Origin of the sequence: Acinetobacter sp. YH12095 (genome assembly GCF_013419245.1) — a bacterium.
GTDB lineage: Bacteria > Pseudomonadota > Gammaproteobacteria > Pseudomonadales > Moraxellaceae > Acinetobacter > Acinetobacter towneri.
On sequence record NZ_VPAL01000003.1, the window covers coordinates 225541 to 251418 of the forward strand.

The window sequence follows — 25878 nt, forward strand, 5'->3', positions numbered from 1 at the left end:
AACAGGTTTAACCCAAATATTGCCTAATTTCATCGAAAAAACATATCTTGCAGATGATTCGATTGAATTATCATCTTACATTGTGACAAAGGAAAGAAAATTTAACTCTTTCCACTTCCTTTATACGTTTTTTTGCACAATCTCTCAAGTCATGCAGCATTTATTTTCAAAATAGTATAGATCATTATTTTTATTGAATTTTATAAATGCTTTTTTGCTGCAATTTTTAACGCATATTTTACAAAGCCACCACAAATTCAACTAAAAATCCTCACAAAGCAAAGTTACTATTTAAATCAATTCAAACGCTTTTCATAAATCCTGATCCCCTGAATAATAGGTCAAAATATGCGCTTACTTTCTCTCGCTGCTACCCTGTTGGCTGTTGGTGCTGCAAGCACTGCTTTTGCCCAACAAAATGAATCTTTAAATTACAATATCGTCAATGTTCAAGCCGAAGCTACACGCGAAGTTTCAAATGATCAAATGCACGCTGTGTTATATATTGAAAAAAGTCACAAACAGCCTGCTGAACTTGCATCACAAATTAACCAGTTAATGAACCAAGCCATTGCAACTGCACGTAAGTATCCACAAGTGAAAGTTGAAACGGGCTCACAAACCACCTATCCAATTTACGACAATGACAGTCGTAAGTTAAAAGAATGGCGCGGTCGTGCAGAGGTACGGGTACAAAGTACCGATTTTAAAGCCGCAAGCCAATTGGTGAGCGAGCTACAACAAAACTTTCAGACCCAATCTATTAATTTTAGCGTGTCTGATGCACAACGTAAAAAAGTTGAAAATGAGTTGATGGTCGAAGCATCTAAAAACTTTCAACAACGTGCGCAAATGTTAAGTCAGGCTTGGAATAAATCGGGCTATAACTTGGTAAACTTGAACCTAAACACCAATTCTTATTTCCCGCAGCCTGTTATGCGCGCAAGCATGGCAAAATTTGCAGTCGCAGAAACGGCTGTAGCTGATCAAGATATGGCAGCAGGTGAATCTAAAATTACAGTCAATGCAAATGGAACGATTCAGTTTAAATAAACTTGAAGCATGACATGAATTGCTTAAGTAATAAAAAACCGCTTGGATATTCCAAGCGGTTTTTTTTGATAACTTCAATTGAATGATAACTTACAGCATCATCAATAAATCGCCATGTGATTGCGGTGAATCATCTCCAACGAACGTGCCTCGCCTAACACCTGATGCACTTTGTCAGAAGCCAAGCCTTTGACCAAGTCAGCTGAACGCGAACTAAAATTAACACGTCCCACAGCGACACGATGACCCTGTGTATCTACACACTCCACCACATCGCCACGTTCAAAATGCCCTTCTACCGCTTTTACACCCACAGGCAATAAACTGCGGTGGTTTTCTTTAATGGCTTTGACTGCGCCATCATCAATCACCAAACGTCCTGCTGTTTGTAAGTGTGCCGCCAACCACTGTTGATGCGCCGTAATACGGTCATTGTCGGTAATGAACAGCGTACCCAACATTTCGCCCGCCATTAAACGCGCAAGCACGTTGTCACTTTCACCACTGGCAATTAAAGTTGGACAACCCGATTTAGCCGCTAAACGCGCTGCACGGACTTTGGTCAGCATGCCGCCGCGCCCGAACTTGCCGCCACCACCCGCCATATCAAACAGACTTTCATCTAAAGCGCGTACAGTATGGAACAGTTTTGCGTTTGGATTAGAACGTGGGTCGGAGTCAAACATGCCTTGCTGATCGGTCAAAATAATCAACAAATCTGCATGTACCTGCCCTGCCACCATCGCAGCCAAAGTGTCGTTATCACCAAAGCGAATTTCGTCAGTAGACACTGTGTCATTTTCATTAATGACTGGTATCACGCGCCATTCAATCAGGTTTTGCAATGCATCGCACGAGTTTAAATAACGACGACGATCTGCCAAATCATCATGGGTTAATAGGACTTGTGCAGTTTGAATCTGGTGTTTTTCCAGCACACTTGACCAAGTTTGAATCAAGCCCATTTGACCAATGGCAGCGCATGCCTGAAGACTGGGTAGATCGGTGGGTCGATGCTCAAGTTTCATTCGCACCATACCTTCAGCCACAGCTCCCGATGACACTAAAATAATTTCGTGTCCAGCATTGTGTAGATCTGCAATTTGTCCCGCCCAATGCGAGATTGCATCCAAATCTAAACCTTGCCCATTGGCTGTGAGTAAAGATGATCCGATTTTAACAACGATTCGTTTACAACCCTTGAGCTGACGTTGCCCATCTACCACTTCTATCATCTTGTCCTCAGTCACTTTTTGTAGCGCTTAGCGTACGTAGTACACTTCTACTTCGCCATCTTCACCATCATCGTCTTCGTCATCATCGCCCAGCATACCTGCAAGACGTTGCTGACGGCGCATCTCACGATACGCTTCTTTCGCGGCAATGGTTTGTTCACGTGTTTCAGCTTCCAGCTGATCACGGAATGCTTTCATTTCTGCTGCGTACTCAGGATCTTCAACTTCGCGTTCACGTTGTTGCTCAATTTGATCCATCAAGTAATACACCACTTGCTGTGTACCTTCAGACATTAAGCCTGAAGTTTTGAACACAGGACCATCCCACTGCAATTCTTCAAGAATGTGTTTACACCATTCTTCACGTGAATCTTCAGGAAGTTGATCAAGTTTATTCAACACCAACACGATTGGTAACTTTGCCAAAGTTGGAGAGAATTTTTCCAACTCTTGCAGAATTGCTTTGGCATTGTACGCAGGATCAGAACCATCAATAGGTTGAACATCCACAATGTGCAGTAAAATACGAGTACGCGCCAAGTGTTTCAGGAAGCGAATCCCCAAACCTGCGCCTTCTGCTGCACCTTCAATTAGTCCTGGAATATCTGCCATGACAAAAGAACGATGACGATCTGCATCCACCACGCCTAAATTTGGCACCATGGTGGTAAATGGATAGTCAGCAACTTTTGGTTTTGCCGCAGACACGGCACGAATAAAGGTCGATTTACCCGCGTTTGGCATGCCTAGCAAGCCTACATCGGCAAGGACTTTCAACTCCAAACGGATTTCACGGAATTCACCTTTGGTACCATGCGTGAATTTACGCGGTGTTCGGTTGGTAGATGATTTAAAGTGAGTATTCCCTAAACCACCATCACCGCCTTGAGCGACCAATACTTTCTGACCGCTTTCGACTAAATCTGCAATAATATCACCAGAGTCTGTATCTACAATGGTTGTGCCCACTGGAACGGTCAAAACGACAGATTCACCGCCACGACCTGCACAGTTTGCGCCCGACCCGTTTTTACCACGTTCAGCGCGAAATTTACGGGTATAACGATAATCTACAAGGGTGCTTGCGTTGTCGTCGGCTTGAATAAAAATACTGCCGCCACGACCACCATCACCGCCATCTGGCCCACCAAATGGTACAAATTTCTCTCGGCGAAAACTGGCTACGCCATTGCCACCGTCGCCAGCCTCTACGGTAATGACTGCTTCATCAACAAAGCGCATCTTGCCAATCCTCTAAAACTTTAAAAGCCGTATATTCTGCCATATTTTAGAGAATTTCTCGAATTATATTTATGCAATCGTATGCGTAGATGCTTTTTATCCTTGATTGTTCAAAACACTCATTTCTTTTAGCAATGATATGATCGTTTTTTCTTATTTCTCCTTCCTCATCTAAGTTCTTATAGTGCTTTAACCCTTGTTTGCTTTCTGCCGCCATGTCTAATGCTGTTGCCACCACAACCACGCCTGCTTTATCGCCTAAATTTATTTTACTCATAGCAACCGCCTGTGGCTTGTGTGCGGGATCGGCATATTTTAATCAGCCTTTAATTTATTCAATTGAAAAAAGTTTAGGAATTAGCACCAGTCAGGCAGGCTTTGCTGTGGTTTTGGCACAAATAGGCTATGGACTAGGTTTAATGTTACTCGTGCCTTTAGGTGACTTGCTAAATAAGCGTAAATTGATTGTCAGTCTGATGGTTTTTGCTGCGTTTTCGCAAATTTTGCTGTCTTTTAGCAGCAATTTAGCCATGCTGTATTTCTTTACCGTATGTGCCACTTTTGGTGCGATTTCTGCACAAGTGCTTATTCCATTTGCATCTAGCATCAGTCCACCTGAATCGAGTGCTGCCATTGTCGGCAAATTGATGAGTGGCTTGGTAATGGGGATTATTTTATCGCGCACTTTCGCGGGTTTTGTATCGACCTATTGGTCTTGGGAAGCTGTCTATTTCAGCAGCGGCATCATCACCCTACTTTTTGCAGGCTTAATGTGGACAAAACTTCCCTCTACAGCTGCCAATAAAAATTTGACTGTGGCAGGCATTTATCGTTCTTTAATTCAGTTGGCTATAACCCAACCACATTTAATTCGTAGAGCGTGCGCGGGCGCTTTGGGCTTTGCCATTTTGTCCTTGGTTTTTACTTCCATGACTTTTGTTTTAGCCAATCCGCCTTATTATTTTAGTGATTTTCAAATTGGGCTTTTTGGTTTATTGGGTGTGATTGGAATTTTCTCGTCAAGTTGGTCGGGTAAAACGGTCGGCAAAGGTCGTGAGAATTTTGTCGCAATATTATGTATTGGCTTGATGTTGTTTTCTTGCATTCCACTCTTTTTTGCACAGCAGAATATTGTGGCTTATGCCGTTGGCGTATTGATGAGTTATTTTGGTCTAACTGCTTTTCACGTATTGAATCAAAACTTGGTGTACCGAATTGATGCCACCGCACGTTCCCGCATTAATGCGGTATATATGACTATTTATTTTTCAGGTGCAGCACTTGGTTCACTGACGGCGGTCTACGCATGGCAACACCGGGGCTGGATGGGTTGTGTTGTCAGTATTTTGGTATTTGCCATCGGGATTTTGCTGATTGATCGTTATGATTTTTCACATCGACGCACTATTTAATCATCCAGAATGTGCTTTGGAGTAGGAACATCTACAGCGACTTCCCTAAAAGATGAGTAATCCATTAGTGAGAAGATTGCTGTGAAGTTTCAGGCAAATGCTGTTCTAAATACTCAATCAGTTGATTCACTCTTGCTGCAATTTTTGAGCCTTCAAAAGTGAGTTGATATTCCACTTTAGGCGGCACCGTTGGGTAAACTGTACGTAAAATTAACCCATCTTGCTCAAGAGTTTTCAGGGTTTGCGCCAGCATTTTTTCACTCACCCCTTCAATGCGCTGTCTTAGCTCACTAAAGCGGTGCAAACCTTCGCTTAAACAATGCAACACCAACATTGACCATTTATTGGCTAAATGTTCTAAACGAATCCGTGATGGACAATCTTTAGCAAGGACTTGCCCGAGTAAGTGACTGGTTGCATATTGCATAACGGTATCCTTCTATTATTTCTATTGTTCAGGCTTTGAAAGCTTGAAAGCAAAATCAAATCTACTTACTTTTTAGCATAGACTTTATTTTGGTAAGTTTAGGATAGCGTATTAGGTGGAAATTTCAACACTCATCCTTATATTTAAGAATGAAATAAATGCAAAAAAAAGAGCTTCATTTGAAGCTCTTTTTGATTTTAAATTCTGTATCTACAAATTATGCATTTGTTTCAGCAGGAACTTTAGGATAGCTTACGCCGCCCATTTGTTCAGCAATACGCAATACTTGGCAGCTATAACCCACTTCGTTGTCATACCAAACGTAAGCAGTTAAACGGTTGCCTGAAGTAATGGTTGCTTGCGCATCAAATACACCTGCAGTACGCGAACCAATGAAGTCACTTGAAACCACTTCAGTCGAGTTGGTATAACCAATTTGACCTTGAAGATTAGAGTGAATTGAAATTTGACGAATGTATTCGTTCACTTCTTCGCGATCTACTTCTTTCTCAAGCGTTAAGTTCAAGATTGCAAGTGATACGTTTGGCGTTGGAACACGTACAGAGTTACCTGTTAATTTACCTTGTAATGCAGGCAATGCTTTCGCCACTGCTTTTGCTGCACCTGTTTCGGTAATAACCATGTTTAATGTTGCTGCACGACCACGACGATCTGCCTTGTGATAGTTATCAATCAAGTTTTGGTCGTTAGTGAATGAGTGAACAGTTTCAACGTGACCATTCACAACGGTGTACTTGTCATGCAACACTTTTAAAGTTGGTGTAATCGCGTTTGTTGTACAGCTTGCCGCAGAAATGATGGTATCTTCATCAAGAATGTCAGCTTGGTTAACACCGTAAACCACGTTTTTCATGTCACCTTTACCAGGTGCAGTTAAAATTACGCGTGCAGCGCCTGGGCATTGAAGGTGTTGTGCAAGACCTTCTGCATCACGCCATTTACCCGTGTTGTCAATCACTAATGCATTGTTGATGCCATAAGCCGTATAGTCTACTTCAGATGGGTTAGATGCATAGATCACTTTAATGAAGTTACCATTTGCGATAATTGCTTCATTTTCTTCATCTACAGAAATAGTGCCTGCAAATGGACCATGAATAGAGTCGCGACGCAATAAAGACGCACGTTTTTCTAAATCACCATCAGATGATTTACGTACCACAATTGCTTTAAGGTTTAAGCCACGGCCAAGACCAGATTGACCAATGATTAAACGCGCAAGGATACGACCAATACGACCAAAACCGTAAAGTACAACATCTTTGCTTTCTACAGTTGTTGGATTGCCCGCTAAAGATTTCACAGCGTCTGCAACAAATGCATTTACATCGCCGCCTTTTTCTTTATATTCAACAGCAAGTTTACCTAAGTCGATTTCTGCTGAACCGATGTTGTCTACTTTTGCCAAAGCTTCAAGCAATGGGAAAGTGTGAACAACTGAAAGTTCTACGTCCATCATACGAGTACGACGGTGTGCTTTCAAAATTTGAATCACAGAACGGTTAACTAAAGAACGACCAAAAACTGAAACCATGATATTTTTTTCACGGTACAACTGACCGAGTAAAGCAATCATACGTTCCGCGATTTCTTCACGGTTTTTCCAGCGACCTTGGTGCTCTGCGTGTAGGGCGATGATAGTCTCTTTGCTCACAGATACGTCCTCTAATTAATTGTATATCTAGGCATGAATTTCAAAACCCGATAATTGTAATGGAATTGTCGTCAAGATTGAATCAAAAGCTGGTACTGACCCGACTATTTTCCTATATATTCACTATAAATTCATAAAATAGTTGTAATTATTTTTGTGATTTTAGTTTTTTCAACAAAAGTTCAATTTTTTAGAAGAAAAAGAGGATGATGCCAAACTCGATTATCCTCTTGGAAATTTGAATATCTCACCACAGCGACGGCTTTTATTGTCCAGATGACTGTTGAATCTTCTGCTGTAAATCTTGCTGATTCATTTTTTGTTTTCTTAAATGCAAACACCCTTCAACCACCAATAATGCAACTGCCAACCAAATTGGGATATAAGTCAACCATTCCCCTGCTTCAACTCGTTCACCTAACAACATAGACACAAAAGCCAACAGCACAGGTTCTAAATAACTCAGTAAACCAAAAATCACAAAAGGCAAATGGCGGCTGGCCAAAATATAACTGCCAAGTCCCAATGCACTTAAAAAGCCCAATCCAAGTACCGACCAAATTAAATATGGAAAAGCTGCGATGACATTTACACTGTCACTATAATAAAAGCCTAAATATACCGCGACAGGAATAACTAGCAGTAAATCCCACCAAAACCCGCCCAAGTGATCGGTTTGAAAGACCCGACGTAAAAAGAAATATAAAGGATAGGCAAATGCCACATATAAGGTTTCCCACGCCACCGTGCCAATGCGCCAGATTTCATGACTGACACCTAGCACGGCTAAGGCAACTGCTGCCATCTGCCAAGTCGATAACTTTTCTTTATATAGCACACAGCCAAGCAAAACCATGATCAAAGGCAATAAGAAATAACCCAAAGAAACCTGCAAACCACGCCCGTTAATCGGCCCCCACAAAAATAACCACAATTGCGTAGTGCATAAAAAAGAACTAAAAATCAGCCAAAGTATGAATTGTGGTTGTTGTTTGAGCCGCTGAAAAATCGCGGAAATATGTTTTAAATCTCCCGACCACCACATAAACAAAGTTAGGAATGGCAAAGTTGCCAACATACGCCACGCAAAAGTTTCTTCGCTGTCTAAAGGTTTGAGTAATTGGGTATAAAAATACAGCACCCCAAAAGTGACCGATGCTAAAACCGATAGTGCAATGCCTTTATACATCCGACTCTCCCCTATATCAGTCGGCATTATACTCATATATACGTTGTTTTAGAGATTGATCGAATGTTCAAAATTTAAAATGACAGGATATAAAAAACCACGCAGCTTTTGCGTGGTCAATTGGTCTGCATACGTTTGTCTGCTTATATCTATAAGTAGCTCTGGAGCTGCTGCAACTTAGTCTGACTTTTTAGTTTGCGTATGTCTGGTATAAATCACATCACTTAAGTCATAACCGAGTGATTTGGCATAGTTCAGATATTCAGTCACGACAGCCTGATCAGGATGCGGCGTACGTGAAAGTACCCATAAATATTTACGGCGTGGTTCACCCACCAAGGCAGTTTGATAGTCATCATCTAGCTTTAACACCCAATAATCACCACGCCCTACAGGCAACCAACGAATGACTTCAGGTAAAAAGCTAACTTTGAGTTTGCTGTTAAAAGGCGCATTTTGTACAAAAGCTTCGCCCAAAGCACGCATTTGTTTGCCATCTTTTGCAATACAACGGTTATCCACCTGCACATTGCCATTTTCATTCAATGTATATGCTGCTGTTACATTTGAACCGCATTTGTTTTGGAAATATAAAGGCTTTCTTGCAACCTCATACCAAACGCCTAAATATTTATCTAATTCGACTTTTTCTACCGTTTTCATCGGTTCATTGGTTTTGGAATATGCCATAGTCGCAGCACCCAAACCAATCAGCACCACACCACCAAGGGCAATTTTGGCAAGTCGCGCACCTGCAAACGGAAGTTTTTTAGCCATTGTCCCAACCTCTAAACTCTAATGTTCAGTCAATTTTGTTTATCTTCTTCAAAAATAACCGCAAGCATTTCAATTTACTGTATGGATATGTAATTTTTGCAACTCAAATTTTACATAGCAAGTTTAGTATGCAAACTCGCACTTACACTGACAGTGCAATTCGCCCCAATTTAGCCAGATTGCAACATTTGCGCTTTTAAACGCAAAATTTCATCACGTAAACGAGCCGCTTGTTCAAATTGCAGTTCTTTAGATGCTTTCAACATCTCTTTTTCAAGTTTGGCAATATGTTTGGCATACAGTTTAGGATCAGCCAAAATGTGCTGTTCATCGTCACTTAAAGCACGGCTTTGTGCATTGATTTTTTCATCAATTTGCTCATCGTTCAGCACTTCACCTGTGTCGATTTCTTTAATCACCTGACGCACTGCACTACGTGGAGTAATGCCGTGCAATTCATTAAATTCAATTTGTTTGGCACGACGACGCTCTGTTTCATCTATCGCCTTTTGCATTGAATCGGTAATGCGATCTGCATATAAAATTGCTTTACCTTTCAAGTTACGTGCTGCACGTCCAATGGTTTGAATCAACGAACGTTCTGAACGTAAAAAGCCTTCTTTGTCGGCATCTAAAATTGCCACTAAAGACACTTCAGGCATGTCTAAACCTTCTCGTAACAGGTTAATGCCAACCAAGACATCATGCACGCCTGTACGTAATTCGTGAATAATTTTGACGCGTTCTACGGTATCAATATCAGAGTGTAAATAAGCCACTTGAATGCCGTATTCTTTTAAATACGAGGTCAAATCTTCAGCCATGCGTTTGGTTAAAGTGGTGACCAACACCCGCTCATTCAATTCTTTACGCAAATTGATTTCAGACAGCACATCATCCACCTGCGTTAACACAGGACGAATTTCAATTTCTGGGTCAATCAATCCTGTTGGACGCACCACTTGCTCTACAATTTGTTGCGATTTTTCCAACTCATATTGTGCAGGTGTAGCGCTCACATAAATTGTGGATGGGACGATGCGCTCCCATTCTTCAAATTTCATTGGACGGTTGTCTAACGCACTAGGTAAACGGAAACCATAATTCACCAAGTTTTCTTTACGTGATCGGTCACCTTTATACATCGCGCCAATTTGCGGAACGGTCACGTGCGATTCATCAATAATCAGCAAGGCATCATCAGGTACATAATCAAACAAAGTGGGCGGTGCTTCGCCTGCAGGTCGTCCAGACAAATGTCGTGAATAGTTTTCGATGCCGTTGGTATAGCCCAATTGCTGCATCATTTCTAAATCATAGCGGGTACGTTGTTCTATGCGCTGCGCTTCTAGCAATTTGTCATGTTCGCGAAAAAACACCAAACGCTCTTTTAGTTCTTCTTTAATGGTACCAATCGCACGTTCCAAATTATCCTTAGGCGTAACATAGTGACTTTTAGGATAAATAGTCACGCGCGGCACTTTACGCACCAATTTGCCTGTTAATGGATCAAACCAACGAATCGAATCGACTTCATCATCAAATAATTCTATGCGAATAGCATGCTGATCAGATTCAGCAGGGAAAATATCTAAAATTTCACCACGAATACGGTAAGTACCGCGCAAAAACTCTAGCTCATTACGGCTATATTGCATTTCCACCAAACGACGGATCAAATCATCACGATTCACCCGATCACCTTGCACCACATGCAGCAACATGCTCATATAAGCATTGGGGTCACCCAAACCGTAAATTGCAGATACCGATGCGACAATAATGGCATCACGACGCTCTAGCAAAGCACGTGTGGCCGAGAGTCGCATTTGGTCAATATGATCATTAATAGCCGCATCTTTTTCAATAAAAGTATCGGAAGATGGTACATAGGCTTCAGGCTGATAATAGTCATAATAACTGACAAAATATTCGACTGCGTTGTTCGGAAAGAACGCTTTAAACTCACCATACAACTGCGCTGCCAGCGTTTTGTTATGTGCCATGACAATGGTCGGACGCTGTGTTCTGGCAATCACATTGGCCATGGTATAAGTCTTACCTGAGCCTGTAACCCCAAGTAATAGCTGATCATGATAGCCCTGTTCTATCCCTTGAACCAATTTTTCAATGGCTTGTGGTTGGTCACCCGCAGGTTGATAGTTGGTGACTAAATCGAAAGGTTGCTTATCACTCACAAATGCAGCTCTCAGGTTTGATGCGACCTAATATTTTAGCAGATTTGCCTACACTCAGGACATCCGAATATGTTGTGGCGATGTTGCGTAGCTACAAAGCCATTGCTCGGTTTTAATTCTGTATTGGACGCTGTTAGAACGAAGATGTGCTACGACTAAATTGAGCACGGGGAAACTGCTTTAAGACTTGACCCACTGGCTATTCAAAGGCAACATGAAATTTCAGGACGACAACCATAAAAGCACACATTCATGACTTACCAATATCACGACGAATCAATTATCAAAAGCCTCCCTGAAGATACTGTTTTCGTATTTGGCAGTAACATGGCAGGACAACATGCAGGTGGTGCAGCACGAACAGCCAAAGAATTTTTTGGTGCCGTTGAAGGCGTCGGGCGCGGTTGGGCAGGACAAAGTTTTGCCATTCCAACCATGAATGAACATTTACAACAAATGCCACTATCGCAAATTCAGCACTATGTGGATGACTTTAAAATCTATGCCAAAAACCATCCTAAAATGAAGTATTTTTTAACTTCAATTGGTTGTGGTATTGCAGGTTATACGGTTGAAGAAATTGCCCCTATGTTTAAAGGCATTGCCCATAATGTGATTTTTCCTGCGTCGTTTCGTCCTTTTGTCGAAAAAGCATTGCCTAAACTAACGCAAAAATTACTACACACCATTTACCGTGATTCTGTGATTTTTACCCCTGCCACCGATGAATTAATTGAAGTCTTGGCATTGAGCGATAATGAAAAAGCCTTGGCTAAAATCATATTGAATACACAAATGTACCCAACTGACAGCAATGGGCGTGATCGGGTCTTTGAAATTCAGGATATTTTGCACAACTTAAATGGTAAGGTATTCGAGTTCCAAAATAATTCAGAAGGCCCAATGCTATTTGGTGCAGCGATTTTGGCTTTATTGGAATTGTATAATATCAACGAGCAAGATTTTAGCGATGTATGGCATGGCGTACGTGAAATCTCGCCGCCAAAACCTGCCAACAAAGCGCGTAAGCATGTTCGTTAATTTCAATACTTTTAAATCCCCATCAATAAAAAATGCCACGTAATTGTGGCATTTTTTTAGCGCTTACCCATCGAACGACGAGTACCACGTGGCGGTGGCCAAGTCTTATCGGCATATTGCTCAGGTTTAGGACGCACTGAATTATGTACCGCCTGATCATTATCCTGCGCTGTATTTGGCATTGGGAATGGGAGATTCACCAATGGTTTTTTTGAAGTAGGCTGCTGCTTACTCATGACCATCACTCTTATAAAATTTGGACTATTTTAAAGTTTTTTGCCGCCCGATGCGAGAAACTTCCACCTCACAGCAGTTTTAATCACGATTTCATAGGAAATTGGTCTAATTTGGTGATTTTTTATTAATTTGATGCAATTTTAAACGACGCAGACATCGAATTTAGGCTAAGATAATATGCTTTTTATTTTTTTATCCCTATAAGAAGGAATATGCCGTGGACGTACGTCTCTCTGATCGTGTCAATGCCATCAAACCGTCCCCAACACTTGCAGTAACCAATAAAGCCGCTGAACTTAAAGCTGCGGGTCATAACGTTATTGGTTTGGGTGCAGGTGAACCGGATTTCGATACACCACAACACATCAAAGATGCAGCTATTGCAGCAATTAATAACGGTTTTACAAAATATACTGCTGTTGACGGTACGCCTGGTCTTAAAAAAGCCATTATCGCAAAATTAAAACGTGACAATAATCTTGACTACCAAGCGAACCAAATTTTGGTGTCTTGTGGTGGTAAGCAATCATTCTTTAACTTGGCGTTGGCTTTGTTAAACAAGGGTGATGAAGTGATTATCCCTGCACCGTTCTGGGTAAGCTATCCAGATATGGTGATTATTGCTGAAGGCGTGCCAGTCATTGTGGAATGTGGTGAAGAACAACGTTTCAAAATCACGCCTGAACAATTAGAAGCTGCGATCACTGACAAAACACGTTTAGTGGTGTTAAACAGCCCATCTAACCCTACAGGTATGATCTACACTAAAGCTGAATTAGAAGCTTTGGCTGCTGTACTACGCAAATACCCTGAAGTATTCATTGCATCTGACGATATGTACGAACCAATCCGTTGGGATGATGAGTTCTATAACATCGCGACAGTTGCACCAGACCTTTATGACCGCACAATCGTGTTAAACGGTGTGTCTAAAGCTTATGCAATGACTGGCTGGCGTATTGGCTATGCAGCGGGCCCTGCTAAACTAATTGGTGCGATGAAGAAAATTCAATCTCAATCGACTTCTAACCCAACTTCTATTTCGCAAGTTGCTGCAGAAGCTGCGTTGAACGGCCCACAAGACGTACTTGAGCCAATGGTTGAAGCATTCAAACGCCGTCACGACTTAGTTGTAAATGGTTTGAATGACATCAAAGGTATTTCTTGCTTACCTGCAGATGGCGCATTCTATGCGTATGCAAACATCAAACCATTGATTCGTGCGAAAGGCTTAAAATCTTGCACAGAATTCTCTGCTTGGTTATTGGAAGAAACTGGTGTTGCCGTTGTTCCTGGTGATGCGTTCGGTTTAGGCGGTTTCATGCGCATTTCTTATGCAACCGCAGACGAAGTACTTGTAGATGCGTTGGCACGTATCAAAAAAGCTGCAGAATCAATTGAAGGTGTAGATGAAGCGATTGCTTCAATTGAAGCTGAAAAAGCTGCAAAATAATCTAAACTTGTTTAGATGAACAAAACCCACGATTGAATCGTGGGTTTTTGTTTTAATTACGTTTTTTCACTCATCATTTTTCCTCATTTCTGAGGAGAGAGATCACAAATAACGCTTTTAAAAAGCCTCAAGATCATTTCTTGATAGATATAAGAAATTCAATAAAAGACCAAACCCGCTGCAATCTAAACGGTTTTATACACGTGGTTTAGTTAAAATCACCATCAAAATACCACATAACACAATCAAGGTTGCCACGACCTTCAACAGGGTGAGTTGTTCGCCTAGAAAAATTACACCGCCTAAAATCGCCAAACACGGCACAGAAAGTTGCACAGTACTTGCGGTAATGTGATCAATTTTTTTCACAATGCTGTACCACAACACATACGCTCCAGCCGAAGCCAATGCACCCGACAAGACCGCCAAAACCACCCCCTGCCAAGTGATAAAACTTTCGGGTAAATACCAAAGAAAAAATACAGCAACAAGCGGAGTCGCCAGAATGAAATTAGATAGAGTATTGGTTAAAGCATGCTGCATCGTCTTTGCAGCAATACTGTAAAAACCCCATGCAATACCTGCCAGTAACATCATCAATGCATATTTGAACGTTGGCGTACTGGCTTCAGGCAATAGCAACAAACCCATCCCCAATATAGCACAACCTAACCCGACCCAGCGCGGCAAAGTCATGCGCTCACCATGCAAAATCGCATAACTGATCATGGTGATTTGCACTGCGCCAAATAGAATCAATGCGCCTATGCCTGCGTCTATATGCAAATATGCTAACGAAAAACCGAGCAGATATACAGCAAGGCTGAGTGCAGATTTCCATTGGAATTGAATTGGTTGTTGAACCTGCAAAACAGCATAGAACAGTCCTAAGCACACTGCTCCACTGCCAACCCTGAGCAAACTAAAACTCATAGGGTCAATTTGCTGTTCAGCCAATGCCAAACGACACAGCAAGGAATTTGCAGCAAATGCGAGCATGGCAATGCATATTTTAATCCACACGGCTGAATATCCTTTTCAAGCTGTTCGCAAATCTTTATCGCAGTTTAGAACACTATTTTAGTGCAAGTCATTTCGCTCAATTCAATACAAATCTATTTGGCTGAAATGATAAATCATCTTAGATTAAATACTATTTAGATTAGATACTGTTTTTCAATGCTGCGATCAACTCTGATTTAGACACTACAGGTTGAGTTGTCGCTTTATATTCACATAAATAGCGAAAAGCAGAGTCTAATTCTACACGCAATTGTTTTTGTTCAGACACAGACCACACGCGTGAACGGTTACTCCCCGAAAGCGCGCTGCCCGCCAGTTGGTACAAATATAAATCATGATCACGCTGCAATGGTTTTTTTGTGCCGTTGTCTGGATGGTCTGAAAGCAATTGGCAGGTCGATTGAATGAGCCATTTTTCACTAAACCACAACTGCAATAAATCGCCCAAATACAAATCTTGAGGTGCCAAAGGCCAGACATGAATAAACGCGCCTTCTACAGCAGTGTAGTATTGTTCAGGCGTAGACAAGATAGAAAGATAATGTTCTTGATAATAAGAAAATTGAGAAAAAATGTCAGAAATGCTGAGCGTATTCATTCGCTTACTCCGATTTAGCCATTTTAGTGCTGGCAAGTTGGGTTAAATCCACACTGTTTAAGATGCTACTTAAACGCTTTGTTCTGTCACTCAGACTAACAACCGATTTTGTGTAACGCAAGTCTTGTGGGTGATTTTTTAATAAAATTTTGTTTTTTGTTCAAATAAAAAGCATATAAAGTCAAAATGAAAGAAACATGACAATTTATGCTTGACCCTTGCTTAAATCTGCTTATAATCGCATTCAGATTCTCCCATAGCTCAGTCGGTAGAGCGACGGACTGTTAATCCGCAGGTCCCTGGTTCGAGCCCAGGTGGGAGAGCCAAATTCTAAAAAGCCCAAGCATAACGACTTGGGTTTTTTATTGCCTAAAATTTATGGATGATGTGGTCTGTAAATAACCAAGCAGCGATTCATGCCTTAATCGTTCAAAAAGATGAATGTAACTGTTTTGGGCAATTCAGCTTAATGTAATTCCTAATCTTAGCCTTGATCATTTCTAAGTGACTTAGGCAACAATCCACAATCAAAATACCTAAGCAATAACTTGATTGATAAAAAAACGGAACCGAAGTTCCGTTTTCTATCTTAGATCATCTACAAGTTTTAAGCGGCTTGCACAGGCACACCACTATGAAAACGGAACAGATCATCTGGACTTAAAATAAGATTCTTTTCCACTTCACGTATATGCTGAATTCGCCCCTGAATATCTTCTTCAGGGTTTTTCAGTTTTGCTGTTTTTGCTACATCCAAAGCCAGTGCCAAATAATCTTCATAATGCCGTGATTCTGATTTCAGTAAATAACGGTAATACTTACCTAATTCTTCATCTACCAATGGCGCAAGCGCATAAAACCGCTCGCATGAACGTGCTTCTACAAAGGCACCTATCACCAAAACATCAATTAGTGCTTCAGGTTCATAGGTACGGATTTCTTTACGTAAACCGCCTGCATAACGCCCTGCACTTAAACCCTGCCACATTTGCCCACGCTTTGCCATGAACTCTAGCACCTGCTCATAATGCAGCATTTCTTCGCGTACCAACTGTGCCAGTTTGACCTGCAAATCGGTAAAAAAGCTGTAACGAAACATCAGATTCATGGCTGTGCCTGCTGCTTTTTTCTCACAGTTAGCATGATCTTGCATCAAAATATCTAAATTATTTAATGCTTCGTTCAACCATTCTTTGGGTGTTTCGCAGCCTAAAAATGCTATCACAGGCTGCATCAATTCATCATAATTTATGCTGGACATAACGTTTCAAATTTTATCTTTCAATTTTAAATATGCAGATTAACGCGCTGCATCAATCGCAGCTTTCATGCGTTTAACAGCCTGTTCCAAGCCGACAAATACAGCATCACCAATTAAAGCATGACCAATATTTAACTCATGGATGTGTTGAATAGCGGCAATTGCACCTACATTGTCCAAGTTCAAGCCATGCCCTGCATTAATCACTAAGCCACGGCTAGCTGCATATTCTACGCCCTGAACAATACGGGTCAATTCGGCTTGCTGTGCAGCTTCATTTCCTGCATTGGCATACGCGCCTGTATGAATTTCAATGGTCGGTGCACCACATGCAACGGCCGCATCAATTTGTGCAAGATCTGCATCAATAAACAGTGACACATCACAGCCAATTGCTGTTAATTCCTGAGTAGCGGCCTTAACTGCTGCAAAATTGCCTACTACATCCAAACCACCTTCAGTGGTTACTTCTTCACGGCGCTCAGGTACCAAACATACATGCTGTGGACGAATTTCTTTGGCAAACTCGATCATTTCTTCAGTAACTGCCATTTCCAAATTCATACGAGTTTTTAGCAACGGACGCATACGACGCACATCATCATCCTGAATATGACGACGGTCTTCACGCAAATGCAAAGTAATCCCCTCTGCACCCGCCTGTTCACAAACTAATGCGGCCTTCACAGGGTCTGGATAGTTCGTGCCACGCGCTTGTCTTAAAGTTGCCACATGGTCAATATTGACACCGAGTAAAGCCATAATAGGTTCCTACATTACGCTTGGGTTTGAGAATTCTGAATCCACAATTGGCGACTTTTTAAAGGTCGATCACCCAACAGTGAACTAATCATTTGTCGATACAGCCGAGACAGTAATTGTAACTGCTCTGGGTTAAAATCCCTACCTTTTTCATAGTCGCACATACTCAGGATCTGTGCGCCAAGCAAATTTGCTCGTGATACTTGCGCGGTGGGGATAAAACCATCATTCAGTTGAAAATGATAATGTAGATTGGGCTGAATCGGCTCTTGGTTCGCATCGACTGAAAAATCAATCCCATAGCCTAATTCTTCCAATAAAGTATGTTCAAACTGACGCAAAATTTGTCTTAAGAATAGATTGGGATTTTCTTGACTAGATAAGTGTTGTAAATGCGCCAAAGTCTGGTGATATTGCACAAAAGTTTCTGGCATTTCCACTTCGGCAGAACATAAGCGCAGCACGATTTCATTTAAATAAAAGCCTGAAAAAAATGCATCACCAAAGAAGAAAACCGGTTGATTAACAATTTCCAGCTTGGTGAAATTTTTAAGGTCTGATTTTCCCGAAGCTTGTATGCGAATCGGTTGATATTGTGGCGGTGGCATTTGTCTTAAAATACCATCAACCCGCCCATGTTCGCGGGTAAACAAGTGCACAATATGGCTACGTTCGCGGTATTTTCGATGATGGATTAAATAACCATGCAAGATTTCATTACGCATGATAGCGTCAATTAATCCTGTTCTTTAGAGGATTCTTGTTTGGATTTTTCTTCGTCATCACCATCTGGAATGACAGCACCAACTACAGCAGCAGTGCCTTTCACCACACCCTTTGTAGTTTTGTAGGCAACTTTTACGGGAACTGTCACAACTTTGTGAATACAACCTTGCAAGACAAACATACATGCCACAATGGCCAACACTTTCATCATCACAGTTCCCTTTTCGTCAAACTTAGATATCGCTATATCCTAAGCTTTTTAATGCACGTTCATCATCAGACCAACCACCTTTGACTTTCACCCAAAGCGTCAGCATGATTTTTTGCTCGAACATTTTTTCCATGTCGACCCGTGCATCCATACCAATTTTTTTCAGCTTCGCGCCTTTTTCACCAATCACAATGGCTTTTTGACCAGAGCGATCTACAAAAATAGTGGCATCAATATAGGTACATGGTGCTTTCATACGACCCGTTTTTTCATTTAAAACCGCATCTTCAGTTTTAAATGATTCGATTTGCACGGTTAAATCGTAAGGCAGTTCTTCGCCCAATTGGCGCATGATCTTTTCACGGATAATTTCAGATGCCAAGAAACGTTCTGAACGGTCTGTGATTTGATCTAGCGAATACAACGGTGGCTGGAATGGCAAATAGCGTTCAATCGTGTCACGCAAATGATCTAGGTTCGCGCCGCGCAATGCCGATACAGGTACAATTTCGGCAAAGTTCATTAACTTGGCACGTTCTTGAATAATCGGCAAAGCCTGATTTTTATTCTCAAAAGTGTCGAGTTTGTTAATCACCAGAATCACTGGCATTTCTGCATTTTTCAGCTTTTCTAGGACTAACTCATCATTTTGCGTCCATTTTTGTGCATCCACCACAAACAAAACCAAGTTCACATCACGCAAAGCAGATGATGCAGCACGGTTCATCATTTTGTTGATGGCACGGACTTCTTTTTTATGCATCCCTGGTGTGTCTACAAACACAGCCTGAGATTTTTCACGTGAATCAATTCCCACAATTTTGTGACGTGTGGTTTGCGGTTTACGTGAAGTAATGGATAGTTTTTGACCCAATAAGTGGTTCATGAGGGTCGATTTACCCACATTCGGGCGACCAACAATCGCAACAAAACCACTGCGGAAATCAGATGGAATTTCAGTTCCCTGACCGCTAAAGAATTGGTTAATTAGGTCATTGGCGTCGTTATTCGACTCGTGATCAGCATCTACGTGATCGGAATGGATGGTCATTCAGACTTTTGCTCCAAGAATTTTAAAATATCTGCCGCAACTGCCTGCTCGGCAAAGCGACGGCTTGAACCTTCACCCTTCATTACAGGTAAGCTATCGACTCGGCATTCCACAATGAAATGCTGATTCGGTGCATCGCCCTGAATATCTACAACCTCGTAAATCGGGAGAGGTTTTTTACGTGCTTGTAAATACTCTTGTAAGCGTGATTTAGGGTCTTTGAGTTGATCAGTTGGCTCAATATGATCTAAATAAGGGCTGTACCATTTTAGCACAATCGTTTGCAGCAAATTCAAATCACCGCTATCGACATAAATAGCGCCAATAATCGCTTCTACGGTATCTGCCAGTATAGACTCACGATGATGACCGCCAGATTTCAATTCTCCCGTACTGAGAATTAAATTTTGGCTGAGCTTTAAATCATTGGCAATTTTGCCTAAGGCTTCCTGACGTACCAGTGTTGCCCGCATGCGCGTTAAACGCCCTTCATTTTCATGTGGATAAGCCACATATAAATAATTGGCAACAATCATTCCCAATAACGAATCGCCTAGAAATTCCAGACGTTCGTAATTGTGTTTATGACTCACCGAGCGGTGAGTCAAAGCCAGTTTAAGCAATTCAGGTTGCTTAAACTGATAACCGATTCGGCTGGCTAGACGGGTCTCATTTAGCTTGGACTGAGCTTTGATCAAAACTTTTCTCGAACTTCATTACAATATCAATATTCAATAAGAAAGGTTTTCTTATTTCATATTCTTTTTTCACTTCTAAACCATCTACGTTGGTCACTTGAGCTACATCTGCAAATTTAATATCGCGAATGTTGTTCATGCTTAAACGCTTGTCCATTTCACCAATAAACTTTTGTGGTGATAGGTTTTTTGGCCCATTCAACAATTGCTCTTCAATTTGATTGTCCAACATTCGATCATCGAAATATGGTCCCCAAACCGCAATTGCCACTTTTGCCATAAATGCAAAACCAATAATTGCAATTAAAATTGCAATATAGGATGCCCCTTGTTGATGACGCATTTTTTATTTTCCTAATCTGCTGTATTAATCAATTTTGCCGTTACGACTAAATGACGGCAAATTAAACCCAGGCTCTTTATGCATCCACACATAGAATGCACGACCTGTTAGGTTTTCCTCTGGTACAAAACCCCAAAAACGACTGTCAGCACTTTGATCGCGGTTATCCCCCATCGCGAAGTAATGACCTTCAGGTACTTTGACTTCCCAATATAAACCATTTTCTGCTGAATATTTACCATTGTCTACATAGTTCAGGAATGGTGCCTGACGCGCCACGTTTACACCTTCAAGCTCGCGCATGGTAAATGTATGCGCCCCTAAAGTTTCCTGATGGTAAATTGAAGTAGGTGTATCTAGACTGTCTTTTTCACGGCTAAACTGGATTGGGGTTTTCGTTACTTTCTCGCCATTAATGCTCAGCTGACCATGATCATAAACAATATGATCGCCTGGTAAACCGACAATACGCTTAATATAACTAATGCTTGGTTGTGGTGGATAACGGAACACCGCAACTTCGCCACGCTCAGGCGAACCCACATCTATAATTTTGCTGTTAATAATTGGCAAACGCACGCCATATTCAAACTTGTTCACCAAAATAAAATCGCCCGTTTCTAAGGTTGGCACCATAGAATCTGACGGAATATTAAATGGTTCATACAGGAATGAACGCAGTACCATCACCACTGCCAAAACAGGCCAAAAATCATAAGCCCATGTGATAATGAAGTTTTCATTGCCTCGCCCTTTCGTTGCTCTTTGCTTAAATACAAATTTATCGAGCAGCCACACCGCAATAAAAAATAATGTGGCAGGAACGAGAATCAAATTAAAATCAAAATCCATGGGTTTATTATCCTTATAATTTTAGCGTTCGACTTTAAGTACAGCTAAGAAAGCTTCTTGCGGGATTTCAACACTTCCCACTTGCTTCATACGTTTCTTACCTTCTTTTTGCTTGGCAAGTAGTTTCTTCTTACGAGAAACGTCACCGCCATAACACTTCGCAAGTACGTTTTTACGCATCGCTTTCACGGTTGAGCGCGCAATAATTTGTGCACCAATGGCAGCCTGAATAGCCACATCAAACATTTGACGCGGAATCAAGTCTTTCATTTTTTCAACCAAGGCAATACCACGGTGACGTGCATCCTGACGGTGACAAATCATCGCTAAGGCATCAACTTTTTCACCGTTAATCAGTACATCTACTTTAACCAAAGATGAACTTTCAAAACGCACAAAGTTATAATCTAACGATGCAAAACCACGTGAACATGACTTCAATTTATCAAAGAAATCCATCACGACTTCTGCCATTGGAATTTCAAAAGTAATAGACACTTGGTTACCCAAGAATTTCATGTCTTTTTGCACACCACGACGCTCAATACATAGGGTCATGACGTTACCCAAGTATTCTTGCGGCACTAAAATATGACATTCCGCAATCGGTTCACGCAAATCTTCTACAGTTGAACCATCAGGCATTTTAGATGGACTGTCGATATAAACCGTTTCGCCATTTTTCATCACAGCTTCATAAATAACCGTTGGAGCTGATGAAATTAGGTCTAAATCGTACTCACGCTCTAAACGCTCTTGTACGATTTCCATGTGCAACATGCCCAAGAAACCACAACGGAAACCAAAGCCTAAAGCATCTGAACTTTCAGGTTCAAAGAACAAAGCTGAGTCGTTAATTTGTAGTTTGTGCAAGGCTTCACGGAACGGTTCAAAGTCGCTGGCATCAATTGGGAATAAACCTGCATAAACCTGCGGCTTAACTTTTTTAAAGCCTGGTAAGGTTTCTACTTCTGGTGTAGTTGCGAGTGTGATGGTATCACCCACTGGCGCACCAAAAATATCTTTAATACCCGCAATAACAAAGCCAACTTCACCTGCTTCCAAAATACCTGTTTCGGTATGTTTTGGATTAAAAATACCAACTGAGGTAATAATGTGCGTTTGACCTGTCGATTTCATCAACATTTTATCGCCTTTACGCACGCGACCTTGCTTGATACGTACCAGCGACACAACGCCCAAATAGTTATCAAACCATGAGTCAATAATTAAGGCTTGCAATGGCGCATCACGATCACCTTGTGGTGCAGGAATGACATTCACCAAGGTTTCTAATACATTGTCGATGCCTAAACCTGTTTTAGCCGAACAGGTGGGTGCATCTTGCGCTTCGATACCAATAATTTCTTCAATTTCATGAATCACGCGCTCAGGTTCTGCCTGCGGTAAATCAATTTTATTCAGTACAGGTAAAACTTCTAAGCCTTGCTCAATTGCGGTATAGCAGTTTGCAACTGATTGCGCTTCTACCCCTTGTGCCGCATCGACTACCAATAGCGCACCTTCACAAGCTGCCAAAGAACGTGATACTTCATAGGAAAAGTCAACGTGTCCTGGGGTGTCAATGAAGTTTAACTGGTATTCCTGACCATTTGGATGGTTGTAGTATAAAGTCACTGAGGTGGCTTTAATGGTAATCCCACGCTCACGCTCAAGCTCCATAGAATCCAACACCTGAGCTTGCATCTCACGATCTTGTAAACCACCACAGGTTTGAATGAAACGATCTGCTAGAGTCGATTTACCATGGTCAATATGGGCAATGATCGAAAAGTTACGGATGTTTTTAATATCAACAGTTTTTTTAGCTTGCGCCATGGGTTACCTTGAAAAATAACACGCTCTGCACATTAAAATTCATGCAGAGCAAAAGCCGAATAGAAATTGCGAAGGATTATAGCAGATGGATTTTTCAATGTATCCATAATAATGACTTCCTTTTGCAGCCTCACGCGTTTTTCTTTTTATTCGAGAGTTTTAGGCTTTTTATGCAGAGATGTGTGTCGTAATTAAAGTGAGAATTGAAGAATACTTCATGCTATTTGAAACAGGTGAATACCCTCTTTAACAACATCGACAGCAATAACATGCAGCAACTTTCAATGACGCTACACTTGGTGCTTCAACTCATCTTAATGAATCATACTCACTAAAATCCAACGGATTCACATCAGCAGCAAGGGGTTGATAGGCTTGCGTAAATGTCGGTGACATGCGTTTTGGACGACCTGTAGCAATTTCCACACAAGCCCATTGTGTATTGCCCATAAACAGCAGACTTTTATCCTGAGGGCGATAAAACGCATATTGGCGGAATGAATACAACGCATTCAAATCACTTAACCATGTACGCAAAATCAGCTCCTCACCTTCGAGTGCCGCTTTACGATATTGCACATGATGTTCCACCGCCACCATCGCATGTTTTAGTTTTAAGTATTCCAGCACCCCTAAACCTAATGTTTCGATATGTGCCGATGCTACATCCTGCATCCACTGCACATACACCACATTATTGACATGCCCTAAAATATCAATATGTTCTGGCTGTACGGTGATTTTTAAATCAAATATGCTGCTCATGTCATCCTTTTAACTAAAACGGCGATGTCGGTCTAGTCTAACAAAAATACCGAGTTACATAAAAAAGTCGCCCTAATTCAAGAGCGACTTCCTTAAAATAAGTGGCTATTTAAAGTTTAGCAAGATTCTAAATTTTAGATAGATTTACGATTTTATGCCACATCAACTTATTGAATACGCATGCCAATAATCGCACGTTGCCCTTGACGGATAATCACCACACGCGCAATTGTACCTTGTTTCAAGGTAGATACTGTTTCAACAAATTGGTTGGCATTTTGGATGGTGGTGTTATTCAGTTGCACAATCACATCACCTGGCATAATACGTGCCTGAGCTGCCGAACCACCACGACGCACTTCCTGAATCAACACACCGCCTTTAATATCTAATTGGCGTTGTTCTGCAACGCTTAAATCACGAATCGACACCCCTAAAACAGGGCCTTTGGCTGCTGTGTCAGGGTTGTTTTTGGCAGGCGTGTCGTCAGGTGCTGTGCTCACCGTAGCGGTAATATTACGGCGTTTATCATCGCGTAATACTTCAAGCTGAATACTTTGATTTGGCACTGAACGGTTTAAATAGTTCAACAATTCAGACGTTCTGGAAATAGGTGTGCCGTTGTATTTAAGAATCACATCGCCCGCGCGCAAACCTGCACGTGCCGCAGGTGAGTTTGGTGCAACTTGAGTAATTAATGAACCTTCAGGCTTACTGAGTTTATAAGATTCTGCCAAATTGCGGTCAATATCTTGCAAACTCACCCCTAAATAAGAACGAGTCACTTTACCGTTACGCTTTAACTGATCGGCAACATCCATGGCAACATCAATAGGAATGGAGAATGACAAGCCCATATAACCACCCGTACCACTAAAAATACGGGAGTTCACACCAACCACTTCACCGCGCTGGTTAAATAACGGCCCGCCTGAGTTACCCGGGTTAAGCGCCACATCGGTCTGAATAAATGGCACTGAAGTTTCACCCATCATATTACGCATTTTGGCGCTCACGATTCCTGCCGATGCAGAATAGTCAAAACCAAATGGCGAGCCAATCGCAAGCACAGGTTCACCTACACGTAATTGATCGACATTACCTGTACGCAATTCTGGATAACTGCTGCCCTGCACTTTTAATAACGCGACATCGGTACGTTCATCGCTCCCCACGACAGTTGCATCAAGTTCACGGCGGTCATTCAGTACAATGGTAACCTTTGAAGCATCTTCAACAACATGGTGATTGGTTAAAAGGTATCCATCTTTACTGATAAAAAAGGCACTGCCATAACCTGTTTTTTCTTGTGGAATTTGCTGTTGGGGAATAATCACTTGATTGCCAAAAAAACGGCGTAAAATTTCTGGAACTTGTTGTTGTAAGAGTTCTTCCTGACTCATTTTTTTGACAACATTGACACTCACCACCGCAGGGCTAACCTGCTCAACCAAATTAGAAAAGTCTACTGGTGGTGCTGCTTGAGTCTGCACAGTTGCCATAGTAAAAACAGCCGCATATAAACCTTTTTTTAAGTTGCGATTTTTCATAAATAGCATTCACTCAATAATAGTTATGACTTTGAACTCACCTTATTTAGCACAAAATAATAGGCTTTTGCGTAATAAAATGTTGAATCTTTTTCAATTACGGTTTGGCAGGCACTGTGGAGGATAGCTGAGATAGCATCTTATATTTGACCCATCAAAAATGATGCGTCAAAGTGCTATAAATGAAATGCATTGGATCGATTCACAATAAAAGTGGGATATTCCATAAAAGTTGCCAGTTTATTCTTTTTTTTCATTAT

The 25878-nt window shown here is 41.4% G+C and carries 25 protein-coding genes and 1 tRNA gene; 5 read left to right on the forward strand and 21 right to left on the reverse strand.

Annotation, left to right across the window (positions count from 1 at the left end; genetic code table 11):
- The first annotated feature begins 348 nt into the window (after positions 1-348).
- Complete coding sequence (locus FTU35_RS04145) at positions 349-1053, forward strand: SIMPL domain-containing protein (RefSeq protein WP_179989310.1); 705 nt, start codon at positions 349-351, stop codon at positions 1051-1053.
- 101 nt (positions 1054-1154) lie between these two features.
- Here FTU35_RS04145 and proB read toward each other — a convergent pair whose 3' ends face one another.
- A complete protein-coding gene (gene proB / locus FTU35_RS04150; RefSeq protein ID WP_178865599.1) occupies positions 1155-2288 on the reverse strand; it encodes a glutamate 5-kinase in 1134 nt (377 codons plus the stop codon).
- Between the two features lie 27 nt (positions 2289-2315).
- Positions 2316-3530, reverse strand: a complete 1215-nt coding sequence (gene cgtA / locus FTU35_RS04155; protein ID WP_004971687.1) for an Obg family GTPase CgtA — start codon at positions 3528-3530, stop codon at positions 2316-2318.
- A gap of 215 nt (positions 3531-3745) precedes the next feature.
- Between cgtA and FTU35_RS04160 the strand changes: the two genes are divergently transcribed.
- Positions 3746-4942, forward strand: a complete 1197-nt coding sequence (locus FTU35_RS04160; protein ID WP_167845911.1) for an MFS transporter — start codon at positions 3746-3748, stop codon at positions 4940-4942.
- A gap of 64 nt (positions 4943-5006) precedes the next feature.
- Here the strand turns inward: FTU35_RS04160 and FTU35_RS04165 are convergent, their stop codons facing one another.
- From FTU35_RS04165 to uvrB, 5 genes are all read right to left on the reverse strand, one after another.
- On the reverse strand, positions 5007-5369 hold the full coding sequence (locus FTU35_RS04165) for a helix-turn-helix domain-containing protein (protein WP_154320881.1): 363 nt from the start codon (positions 5367-5369) through the stop codon (positions 5007-5009).
- A gap of 217 nt (positions 5370-5586) precedes the next feature.
- Positions 5587-7044 carry a glyceraldehyde-3-phosphate dehydrogenase gene (locus FTU35_RS04170; RefSeq protein WP_004971695.1) on the reverse strand — a complete coding sequence of 486 codons (1458 nt, stop codon included), beginning with the start codon at positions 7042-7044 and terminating at the stop codon, positions 5587-5589.
- A gap of 265 nt (positions 7045-7309) precedes the next feature.
- Positions 7310-8233: an EamA family transporter RarD gene (gene rarD, locus FTU35_RS04175; protein WP_154320882.1), complete on the reverse strand. Its 924-nt coding sequence runs from the start codon at positions 8231-8233 to the stop codon at positions 7310-7312.
- A gap of 177 nt (positions 8234-8410) precedes the next feature.
- Positions 8411-9010, reverse strand: a complete 600-nt coding sequence (locus FTU35_RS04180) for a lipocalin family protein (protein ID WP_004971700.1) — start codon at positions 9008-9010, stop codon at positions 8411-8413.
- A gap of 170 nt (positions 9011-9180) precedes the next feature.
- Positions 9181-11208 (reverse strand): excinuclease ABC subunit UvrB, encoded by a 2028-nt coding sequence (gene uvrB / locus FTU35_RS04185; protein ID WP_104851763.1) that lies wholly within the window; start codon positions 11206-11208, stop codon positions 9181-9183.
- 252 nt (positions 11209-11460) lie between these two features.
- On the opposite strand from uvrB, the gene FTU35_RS04190 reads away from it, so the two are divergent.
- Positions 11461-12249, forward strand: coding sequence for a hypothetical protein (locus tag FTU35_RS04190; RefSeq protein ID WP_004971705.1), 789 nt, complete (start codon positions 11461-11463; stop codon positions 12247-12249).
- A gap of 56 nt (positions 12250-12305) precedes the next feature.
- On the opposite strand, the gene FTU35_RS04195 is transcribed toward FTU35_RS04190, so the two are convergent.
- On the reverse strand, positions 12306-12485 hold the full coding sequence (locus tag FTU35_RS04195; RefSeq protein ID WP_004971707.1) for a hypothetical protein: 180 nt from the start codon (positions 12483-12485) through the stop codon (positions 12306-12308).
- A gap of 218 nt (positions 12486-12703) precedes the next feature.
- Here FTU35_RS04195 and FTU35_RS04200 point away from each other — a divergent pair, with 218 nt between their 5' ends.
- Positions 12704-13939: a pyridoxal phosphate-dependent aminotransferase gene (locus tag FTU35_RS04200; RefSeq protein WP_004971708.1), complete on the forward strand. Its 1236-nt coding sequence runs from the start codon at positions 12704-12706 to the stop codon at positions 13937-13939.
- A 195-nt stretch (positions 13940-14134) separates the two neighbouring features.
- Here the strand turns inward: FTU35_RS04200 and FTU35_RS04205 are convergent, their stop codons facing one another.
- Positions 14135-14962 carry a DMT family transporter gene (locus FTU35_RS04205; protein ID WP_180064519.1) on the reverse strand — a complete coding sequence of 276 codons (828 nt, stop codon included), beginning with the start codon at positions 14960-14962 and terminating at the stop codon, positions 14135-14137.
- 139 nt (positions 14963-15101) lie between these two features.
- Positions 15102-15560 carry a hypothetical protein gene (locus tag FTU35_RS04210; RefSeq protein ID WP_154320886.1) on the reverse strand — a complete coding sequence of 153 codons (459 nt, stop codon included), beginning with the start codon at positions 15558-15560 and terminating at the stop codon, positions 15102-15104.
- A gap of 250 nt (positions 15561-15810) precedes the next feature.
- Here FTU35_RS04210 and FTU35_RS04215 point away from each other — a divergent pair.
- A tRNA-Asn gene (locus tag FTU35_RS04215) sits at positions 15811-15886 on the forward strand.
- 281 nt (positions 15887-16167) lie between these two features.
- Here the strand turns inward: FTU35_RS04215 and FTU35_RS04220 are convergent.
- From FTU35_RS04220 to FTU35_RS04270, 11 genes are all read right to left on the reverse strand, one after another.
- The gene (locus FTU35_RS04220; RefSeq protein WP_004971715.1) at positions 16168-16821 is read right to left on the reverse strand and encodes a tRNA-(ms[2]io[6]A)-hydroxylase; all 654 of its coding nucleotides are present in this window, start codon (positions 16819-16821) and stop codon (positions 16168-16170) included.
- 39 nt (positions 16822-16860) lie between these two features.
- Complete coding sequence (gene pdxJ / locus FTU35_RS04225) at positions 16861-17586, reverse strand: pyridoxine 5'-phosphate synthase (protein WP_179991220.1); 726 nt, start codon at positions 17584-17586, stop codon at positions 16861-16863.
- Positions 17587-17597: 11 nt separating this feature from the next.
- Positions 17598-18311, reverse strand: a complete 714-nt coding sequence (recO, locus tag FTU35_RS04230) for a DNA repair protein RecO (protein ID WP_026438306.1) — start codon at positions 18309-18311, stop codon at positions 17598-17600.
- Positions 18312-18319: 8 nt separating this feature from the next.
- Positions 18320-18520 carry an NF038104 family lipoprotein gene (locus tag FTU35_RS04235; protein WP_019837686.1) on the reverse strand — a complete coding sequence of 67 codons (201 nt, stop codon included), beginning with the start codon at positions 18518-18520 and terminating at the stop codon, positions 18320-18322.
- Between the two features lie 22 nt (positions 18521-18542).
- On the reverse strand, positions 18543-19571 hold the full coding sequence (era, locus tag FTU35_RS04240; protein ID WP_004971721.1) for a GTPase Era: 1029 nt from the start codon (positions 19569-19571) through the stop codon (positions 18543-18545).
- On the reverse strand, positions 19568-20269 hold the full coding sequence (rnc, locus tag FTU35_RS04245; protein WP_179991210.1) for a ribonuclease III: 702 nt from the start codon (positions 20267-20269) through the stop codon (positions 19568-19570). The genes era and rnc overlap by 4 nt, the downstream gene beginning before the upstream one ends.
- A complete protein-coding gene (locus tag FTU35_RS04250) occupies positions 20241-20612 on the reverse strand; it encodes a DUF4845 domain-containing protein (protein WP_004971723.1) in 372 nt (123 codons plus the stop codon). Before FTU35_RS04250 ends, rnc begins: the two co-directional genes overlap by 29 nt.
- Positions 20613-20636: 24 nt before the next feature.
- Entirely contained in the window at positions 20637-21464 is an 828-nt protein-coding gene (lepB, locus tag FTU35_RS04255; protein ID WP_004971724.1) for a signal peptidase I, read from the reverse strand.
- A gap of 21 nt (positions 21465-21485) precedes the next feature.
- Positions 21486-23303: a translation elongation factor 4 gene (gene lepA, locus FTU35_RS04260; protein WP_004971725.1), complete on the reverse strand. Its 1818-nt coding sequence runs from the start codon at positions 23301-23303 to the stop codon at positions 21486-21488.
- 309 nt (positions 23304-23612) lie between these two features.
- Entirely contained in the window at positions 23613-24068 is a 456-nt protein-coding gene (locus FTU35_RS04265; RefSeq protein WP_004971726.1) for a thioesterase family protein, read from the reverse strand.
- Positions 24069-24235: 167 nt separating this feature from the next.
- A complete protein-coding gene (locus FTU35_RS04270) occupies positions 24236-25618 on the reverse strand; it encodes a Do family serine endopeptidase (RefSeq protein ID WP_131261155.1) in 1383 nt (460 codons plus the stop codon).
- Between the last annotated feature and the right edge of the window lie 260 nt (positions 25619-25878).